Consider the following 7236-nt stretch of genomic DNA (forward strand, 5'->3'; position numbering starts at 1 on the left):
GGCGAAGATGCCTCATCATAAATCCCGTTAAAACAGGAAATAGCGCTGCGCCAGCGGCAGTTCGCTGGCGGGTTCGCAGGTGAGCAACTCGCCATCGGCGCGGACTTCGTAGGTTTCGGGGTTCACCGTGATCTCGGGGCGGGCGTGGTTCAGGATCATGTCGGCTTTGCCGATTGTCCGCGTGCCCTTCACTGCGAGCACAGTCTTGCCGAGGCCCAGCTTGCCGCCGACATCATCGGCCAAGGCGGCTTGGGAAACGAAGGTTGCGGTGCTGGCCTGCATTGCGCGGCCCAAAGCGCCGAACATCGGGCGGGAATACATCGGTTGCACCGGGATCGAGCCGTTCGGGTCGCCCATCTGCGCCACCGCGATCATGCCACCCATCAGCACCATCTCGGGTTTTGCGCCGAAAAACGCCGGGTTCCACAGCACGAGGTCGGCGCGTTTGCCGGGCGCGATGCTGCCGATATGGGCGGAAACCCCATGGGTGATCGCCGGGTTGATGGTATATTTCGCCACATAGCGGCGGGCGCGCAGGTTGTCGTTCTGCCCCGTCTCATCGGGCAGCCGACCGCGCTGCTGCTTCATCTTATGCGCGGTTTGCCAGGTGCGGATGATCACCTCGCCAATCCGGCCCATGGCTTGGCTGTCGGAGGACAGGATCGACAGCGCGCCCATGTCATGCAGGATATCTTCCGCCGCAATCGTCTCGCGCCGGATGCGGGATTCAGCGAAGGCGACATCCTCGGGGATGGATTTATCAAGGTGGTGGCAGACCATCAGCATGTCGAGATGTTCTTCGACGGTGTTGCTTGTGTAGGGCATCGTCGGGTTGGTCGAGGACGGGATGATATTGGCTTGGCCCACCACGCGCAGGATATCGGGGGCATGGCCGCCGCCCGCGCCTTCGGTGTGAAAGGCGTGGATGGTGCGGCCTTTGATCGCCGCCAAGGTGTTCTCGACAAAACCAGACTCATTGAGCGTGTCGGTGTGGATCATCACCTGCACGTCCATATCGTCGGCCACCGACAGGCAGCAGTCGATGGCGGCGGGGGTGGTGCCCCAGTCTTCATGCAGTTTCAGGGCGCTGGCTCCGGCCTTGACCATTTCAATCAAACCCGCAGGTTGCGACGCATTGCCCTTGCCGGAAATCCCAAAGTTCATAGGGATATGGTCGAGCGCCATCAGCATCCGCCCGATATGCCACGGGCCGGGGGTGCAGGTGGTGGCCAGAGTGCCATGCGCCGGGCCGGTGCCACCGCCGAACAGCGTTGTGACGCCGGAATGAAGTGCGTCTTCGGCCTGCTGCGGGCAGATGAAATGGATATGCGCGTCCATGCCGCCGGGGGTCAGAATGCGACCCTCTCCGGCGATTATCTCGGTCGAAGGCCCGATGATGATGGTGACATTCGGCTGCGTGTCGGGGTTGCCCGCCTTGCCGATCTTATGGATCAAGCCATCGCGCAGGCCAACGTCAGCCTTGTAGATGCCGGAATGGTCGAGGATCAGCGCGTTGGTGATCACGGTATCCACCGCACCGCCAGCGCGTGGAATCTGCGATTGCCCCATGCCATCGCGGATCACCTTGCCGCCGCCGAATTTGACCTCCTCGCCGTAGGTGGTCAGATCGCGTTCGACTTCAATGATCAGATCGGTGTCGCCAAGCCGGATGCGATCTCCGGTGGTCGGGCCATACATGGCGGCATAATCGGCGCGGGCGATGCGTGTGGGCATTTTCTTCTTCCTTGCAGGGGCGTGGTGGTCGAAATCGTCAGGCAACGGGTGGCCTAATTGACGTTAGCTATCCAAGTAACTGTTAGTATTGCAGTATCTCTTGGCATGAGAATAATTTCCTTTTCTAAAGCGCTGAATTCGTTAGAAATTATCAGATGTATTTCACACTCTCACCGCGAGATAAAATGGTGTAAGTATTTGAATACATTAGTTTGACCCTAGAAATAAAATCTGGTTCTGTTTCAGAGTTAAATTTTTTCTTTTTATTTCCATATGCTTGAGTGGTATGTTAGCCCTACGGACACTCAACGAAAAATGAGAAGGGATCAAAAATGACGACAGCAGATCTGAGTATCCAAATTCTAATTTACGCACTTTCGATTGGACTAGTGCTAGCGCGCTATAATGGCTGGCTTTGATTTCTCTTGCGCATAAGGTGAGTTTAGTTTGCATCACAACTCTCCCATCACGGCGGAATTAAACCCGAACACCCGGCGCAGGCCGCCGTAGGGCGTGAGGCGGACTTCGCGGGATTGGCCGGGCTCGAAGCGGACGGCGGTGCCTGCGGCGATATTAAGGCGCATGCCATGTGCTGCGGTGCGGTCGAAGCTGAGGCCGGGGTTGGTTTCGGCGAAGTGGTAGTGGGAGCCGACTTGCACAGGTCGGTCGCCGGTGTTGGCGACCATCAGGGTGATGCTCGGCTGACCTGCGTTTAGCTCGATGGTGCCTTCGGCGGGAAAGATTTCTCCGGGGATCATCGCGGCCCCTCTACGCGAAGGCGAGCGTGAGGCCCGCCAGTGCTGTCGCCCCACCCAAAGCGCGGGCAATCCGCCCGTTCAGCGTCAGGCCCAAAGCCAGACCCGCGCCATGCAGCAAAGCGGTGGCGGCCAGCATCGCCGCACCAAAAGCCAGACCGTTGCCGACCATCTCAGCCCCATGCGCGGCACCATGCGCCAGGCCGAACAGGCCGACCAGCGGCAAGGCCACGACCACCGGCGCGCGCAACGCCAGTGCCACCACCGCGCCGAGCAAGATCACCGAGGCGAGAATTGCAGGCTCCACCGCCGCCGCAGTAAGCCCGAGCCCAAGGTTCATCGCCAAGGCCCCTCCCAGCGCCATTGTCGAAAGGAAGCCCGCAGGCAGCGCCCAACGCGCCCGCCCGCCCAAGATCGCCGCCCAAAGGCCAACGCCGACCATCGCCAGCAGATGATCGGTTCCGGTGAAGGGGCGTAGAAACCCGGCCTCAAACCCGTAACCATGCCCCGGATGCGCGAGAGCCATCGAGGGGGCCAACAGCAGCGGCAGAGAGATAAGAATACGTTTCATATGAACCTCTTAGCGGATGGGGTGGTGAACGGTCACCAGCTTGGTGCCATCAGGAAACGTCGCCTCGACCTGCACCGAATGGATCATCGTCGGGATGCCATCCATGCATTGATCGGCGGAAATCACATGCGCGCCTGCCTGCATCAGATCGGCGACGGTGCGGCCATCGCGGGCACCCTCGACCACGAAATCGGTGATCAAGGCAATAGCTTCGGGGTGGTTCAGCTTGACCCCCCGTGCCAGCCGCCCCCGCGCCACCATGGCGGCGACCGAGATCAGCAGTTTCTCACGCTCTCGCGGGGTCAGGTTCATCCGTGCCTCCTAGATCTGCCAAACGCGCGGCAGCGGACCCATCCGCAAAGCCGCCAACGCCTGGGCTATTTGTTGTCTCAAAGGCCAGCCATCGCGGGCCACAATCCGGGCGATACATTTGCCATCCCAAGCCGAGGCTGCCGCCTCACAGCCCGGATGTGTCAAAGCGGCGCGCAGACGCGGCAACGCATCCTCGGCCCCTTGGGCTACCAGCGCGATCACCGCAAAGCCGCGCGCTTGGCCCAGCAGCGCGGCGCTGGCATCCGCCAACACGGACGCATCCATCCGCACCGTCTCGGCCCAAACCGGACGTCCCATCCGCCGCACCATCCGCGCATCGGTCAGCCGGGCATCAGTTAGGGTTTCGCCCATGGCATGACGCCCCAAGATAACGGTTTCCGACAGCAGACAGCTGGCATCCGCCGCCAGATCAATCTGCGTGTCGCGGTGTAAATGGCTGGCCTGAAACAAAATCGTTTCTTGCGGCAGCCAGTCGAGATGCCCACCCGCGCCCACCTTCGCCTGCACCACAGCCCGTGCGGCCGCACCCCGGCTGGCATAGACCCGCTCGGCGGTTTGTGTGGTGGCCGTCACGCAGGCTCCGGCTGCAAGATCAAGACTGTAGGACAAAGCATCGCCATCCGTCAGCCCGCCCGAAGTGTTCAGAAACACCACCTCTGGCACGCCCGACACCCGTGGCAGCATCGCCTTGGCAGATCCGGCCTGCGCCAGATCCAGCAGCCGCGCGCGGCCATCCAGACAGCGAAAGCTGGCAAAAGCCGAGCCATGGCTGCGCTGCATTGGGGTGGCCGGGGTCGCGAGCATCGGAGTCTCCTCATCCCTGACTACAGCACCGGCTTTGCGCCACGAAAATGCGTCGGGCGCAACAGTGCCGCTGAACTGTGCATTTGCGGGGGGTTTGTGCTTAAATTATCATCCAATAGCACGATTTATGAGCGAAACGCCAAAACTGGTATTAAGCCCCTCGCAGTCAGATCGCCGCAAGTAGCCGCTTAGCGCGGCGCTGCCGTCGTATCGCGCACCACCAAACGCAGCGGCAAATCCACCAGTTGAACCACATCCCCGGCGATCCGCGCCACCAACTGCGCCACCAACTGCACGCCAATCTGCTACAGCGGCTGCGCCATCGTGGTCGGAGCCCGTAGGACAGAGCGCGGTTCTGGCAGGCAGCAAAGCCGATCACCGAGACATCCGCCGGCACCGAAAGCCGCATGCCAAGCGCCGCATGCATCGCGCCAATCGCGGCAATATCGGGGGTGCCGATCACCGCTGTGGGCCGGTTTGCCACGCTGCCATTGCGGAGAATCCCCACCGCCAACGCGCGGCAGGCATCGCAATCATGCGCTGGCCCCAACACCATTTGCGCGCTTAAGCATGCTTCGGCCAGACGCTCTGTCGCGCCCTGCACCCGCGCCTGCACCGGCGGGCTGTGCTGCGGCGCGCCAATCACCGCAAAGTGGCGATGCCCCAAACTCAGCATATGTTCGGCTATCATCTGGCTGCCAGCCAGATGATCTGCGGCCACGCTCTGCACCGCCAGGCCCGGCAAAGCCCGGTCAAACGCCACGATCGGAATCCTTGCATCGACGAGGCGCCGATACGGCGTGCTGTCTTCCTTCACGCTGGCAGCCAACACACAATCGGCTTGCTGCGATAGCAGCATTGAGACGCAGCGCGCCCCGTGATCGGCGCTTTTCGTTCTGGACTGGCAACATATCCGGCTTGTGTCAACGCGCCCTCGGCTCTATCGCTTTGCTCAACATCCTTTATTTTGCGCCAGAATCCCTCATATTGCCAGACCGGAGCCTGACCCGATGCAGACCCTGACCCGCCTTTCCGCGCTGTTGGCCATCGCCTTGACGCTGGCCAGTTGTCAGGTCGGCAGCGGCTTTACGTCATCGCGCTCGGCTCCGGTGTTAGGTGGAGCGCTGCAAATCGGCGTGCCGCCCGGCTATTGCATCGACGGCAAGGCCAGCCGTGAGGCCCGCGATACCGCCGTCATTCTGATGGGGCGGTGCTCGGATGCGATGAAAGCCACCCCGGCGCTGATCACAGTTTCCATTGGGCAGGGTGGCTCGGCGGGGGCGATGACCGCAGGCGGTCCGGCGCTGGCTGCGTTCTTCGCCTCCAAACAAGGCCGCGCCACCTTGTCACGTTCGGGGCGCGCGGCGGATGTCAAAATCATCGCGGCTTTGGGCGCGGGCGATGCGTTTTTGCTGCATGTGCAGGATCGCAATGTCGGCGAATATTGGCGCGCGGTGATCGGGGTCAAGGCGCGGCTGGTAACGCTGTCGGCCACGGGCACCGATGAAGTGCGGCTGGACCCTGTCGAGGGTCGCAAAATCCTTGAAAAAGCGCTGGATGCCCTGCGCGCCGCCAACAAAGCGCCCGTATAAAGCCGCCGCCGCCGCAGATCGCGACAGTTCTTAAAAAATCACCGTGGTTTAGGGTGGAGTATTAAGATTTTTGCAGCGATAACAGCATAGTTTCCATATGTTCAACAATGCACCCTTAGGGGAAATGCGAGAAGGTTTCATGGCGGGGCGAATGTCAGGGTTGGTTGATCGGCTGTTGCACAAGCGGACGTTGCGCCGCTGGGGTGACGTGGCCGATAACGCGCCCGCCACCGATCTTGATGGCTTGCGCGGGATGCGCGCCCGCGCCCGCGCCCTGCGCCGCAATCTGGATCGGGTGATCCACGAGGCCGACCACCGCCTTGCCTTGCCGGTGATCGGTTCCAACATCATCCGCAAACCGCTGGGCACCGATTGGTCCTGGCGGCCCGAGTTGTGGAAGGGCTCGATCCCGGTGCCGGGGTTTGCCAGCGTTCCCGGCAAAGCCCCGATCTACGATGGGGCTACGATTTTCCACGATTGCCGCCGCTCGGAACTGACCGTCCGCCAGATCCGCAACACGCGGGAGGCCGATATTGCCCCGTTCGGCTTTCGGATGGATGTGTTCCGCTTTGACGGCTCGTTCCTGTCGCTGGTGGTCGATCTGCCGGAAGATGCCGCGCGGGGGCTGAAGCAAAACCACGTCATCCGCATGGATGTGATCGTCGAGATGGAAAAGCCGCTGGAAATCTTCGCGCGGCTGAACATCAAACACGGCCCCAACATCGAACAAATCGTCCGCGAACTGCCGCTGAATGAGGAGGAGGTGATGGTGGAGTTTGACCTTGCCTATTCCAAGGTCAACGAAAAGCGGGTGGAAAAACTCTGGGTCGATCTGATTTTTGAAGGCCCCGAGATGAACCAGATCATCCTGCGCGATGTGACCTTCTCGCGCCGCCCGCGCGCTGAACTTTGAATTATGCCGAACTTTAACCCGCGCCGAACTCTGAGGTTTTGATGCCCGACACCACACTCACCAAAACTCGCATCCGCGCTGGCATCTGGGAAGGCGTGCTGACCGGGGGGGCCGCTGCCCCCGCGCTGGACGTGCTGCACCTTGAACAACCTATCGCGGGCGTTACCGTTGCCGCCATCGCCGAGCGCCCCGGCGAATTCGCCGTGCAGGTGCCGATTCCGGCGGCATTGCTCAGCGAAGGCGTGCAAACCTTTCTGATCCGCAATAGCGGCACCGGGCAAACTTTGGCCCATTTCACCATCATCACCGGGGTTGCGATGGAAGATGACGTGCGCGCCGAGCTTGACCTTTTGCGCGCCGAGTTGGACATGCTGAAGCGGGCGTTCCGCCGCCACTGTCTGGAAACCACGATGTAGCTTAGAGCAAGTCACCTTCAATCGGGACCATATCCTGCGGCTTTGAAGTAGTTTCTGCATTCCTGGCTATGGAATAGATCGCAGACTGCACCGACGGCGGTCCAGAGGGCTTGGTACG

At 61.4% G+C, this 7236-nt stretch carries 9 protein-coding genes; 3 read left to right on the forward strand and 6 right to left on the reverse strand.

What is annotated here, in order from left to right:
* Window positions 1-27: 27 nt before the first annotated feature.
* From ureC to ACP7AP_RS09005, 6 genes are all read right to left on the reverse strand, one after another.
* Window positions 28-1734: an urease subunit alpha gene (gene ureC / locus ACP7AP_RS08980; protein ID WP_426033864.1), complete on the reverse strand. Its 1707-nt coding sequence runs from the start codon at window positions 1732-1734 to the stop codon at window positions 28-30.
* Between the two features lie 452 nt (window positions 1735-2186).
* Complete coding sequence (locus tag ACP7AP_RS08985; RefSeq protein WP_426033865.1) at window positions 2187-2492, reverse strand: urease subunit beta; 306 nt, start codon at window positions 2490-2492, stop codon at window positions 2187-2189.
* Between the two features lie 10 nt (window positions 2493-2502).
* Window positions 2503-3060: a HupE/UreJ family protein gene (locus ACP7AP_RS08990; protein ID WP_426033866.1), complete on the reverse strand. Its 558-nt coding sequence runs from the start codon at window positions 3058-3060 to the stop codon at window positions 2503-2505.
* Between the two features lie 9 nt (window positions 3061-3069).
* Window positions 3070-3372 carry an urease subunit gamma gene (locus ACP7AP_RS08995; RefSeq protein ID WP_426033867.1) on the reverse strand — a complete coding sequence of 101 codons (303 nt, stop codon included), beginning with the start codon at window positions 3370-3372 and terminating at the stop codon, window positions 3070-3072.
* 9 nt (window positions 3373-3381) lie between these two features.
* Window positions 3382-4197 carry an urease accessory protein UreD gene (locus ACP7AP_RS09000; protein ID WP_426033868.1) on the reverse strand — a complete coding sequence of 272 codons (816 nt, stop codon included), beginning with the start codon at window positions 4195-4197 and terminating at the stop codon, window positions 3382-3384.
* A gap of 166 nt (window positions 4198-4363) precedes the next feature.
* On the reverse strand, window positions 4364-5056 hold the full coding sequence (locus ACP7AP_RS09005) for a substrate-binding domain-containing protein (protein WP_426033869.1): 693 nt from the start codon (window positions 5054-5056) through the stop codon (window positions 4364-4366).
* A gap of 151 nt (window positions 5057-5207) precedes the next feature.
* On the opposite strand from ACP7AP_RS09005, the gene ACP7AP_RS09010 reads away from it, so the two are divergent.
* The 3 genes from ACP7AP_RS09010 to ACP7AP_RS09020 all read left to right on the forward strand — a co-directional run bounded on the left by ACP7AP_RS09010 (window position 5208) and on the right by ACP7AP_RS09020 (window position 7118).
* Complete coding sequence (locus tag ACP7AP_RS09010; RefSeq protein WP_426033870.1) at window positions 5208-5789, forward strand: hypothetical protein; 582 nt, start codon at window positions 5208-5210, stop codon at window positions 5787-5789.
* 151 nt (window positions 5790-5940) lie between these two features.
* Window positions 5941-6702, forward strand: coding sequence for a DUF6478 family protein (locus ACP7AP_RS09015; RefSeq protein WP_426033871.1), 762 nt, complete (start codon window positions 5941-5943; stop codon window positions 6700-6702).
* 41 nt (window positions 6703-6743) lie between these two features.
* Entirely contained in the window at window positions 6744-7118 is a 375-nt protein-coding gene (locus ACP7AP_RS09020) for a hypothetical protein (RefSeq protein ID WP_426033872.1), read from the forward strand.
* Window positions 7119-7236 lie beyond the last annotated feature (118 nt).

The organism is Cypionkella sp. TWP1-2-1b2 (assembly GCF_049896245.1).
Lineage (GTDB): Bacteria > Pseudomonadota > Alphaproteobacteria > Rhodobacterales > Rhodobacteraceae > Cypionkella.

What these genes read in the sequence shown, in the direction of transcription:
- ureC (WP_426033864.1), bottom strand. Translation starts at nt 1,734, where the DNA reads ATGCCCACACGCATCGCCCGCGCCGATTATGCCGCCATGTATGGCCCG.
- ACP7AP_RS09010 (WP_426033870.1), top strand. Translation starts at nt 5,208, where the DNA reads ATGCAGACCCTGACCCGCCTTTCCGCGCTGTTGGCCATCGCCTTGACG.
- ACP7AP_RS08990 (WP_426033866.1), bottom strand. Translation starts at nt 3,060, where the DNA reads ATGAAACGTATTCTTATCTCTCTGCCGCTGCTGTTGGCCCCCTCGATG.
- ACP7AP_RS09000 (WP_426033868.1), bottom strand. Translation starts at nt 4,197, where the DNA reads ATGCTCGCGACCCCGGCCACCCCAATGCAGCGCAGCCATGGCTCGGCT.
- ACP7AP_RS08995 (WP_426033867.1), bottom strand. Translation starts at nt 3,372, where the DNA reads ATGAACCTGACCCCGCGAGAGCGTGAGAAACTGCTGATCTCGGTCGCC.
- ACP7AP_RS09005 (WP_426033869.1), bottom strand. Translation starts at nt 5,056, where the DNA reads ATGCTGCTATCGCAGCAAGCCGATTGTGTGTTGGCTGCCAGCGTGAAG.
- ACP7AP_RS09020 (WP_426033872.1), top strand. Translation starts at nt 6,744, where the DNA reads ATGCCCGACACCACACTCACCAAAACTCGCATCCGCGCTGGCATCTGG.
- ACP7AP_RS09015 (WP_426033871.1), top strand. Translation starts at nt 5,941, where the DNA reads ATGTCAGGGTTGGTTGATCGGCTGTTGCACAAGCGGACGTTGCGCCGC.
- ACP7AP_RS08985 (WP_426033865.1), bottom strand. Translation starts at nt 2,492, where the DNA reads ATGATCCCCGGAGAAATCTTTCCCGCCGAAGGCACCATCGAGCTAAAC.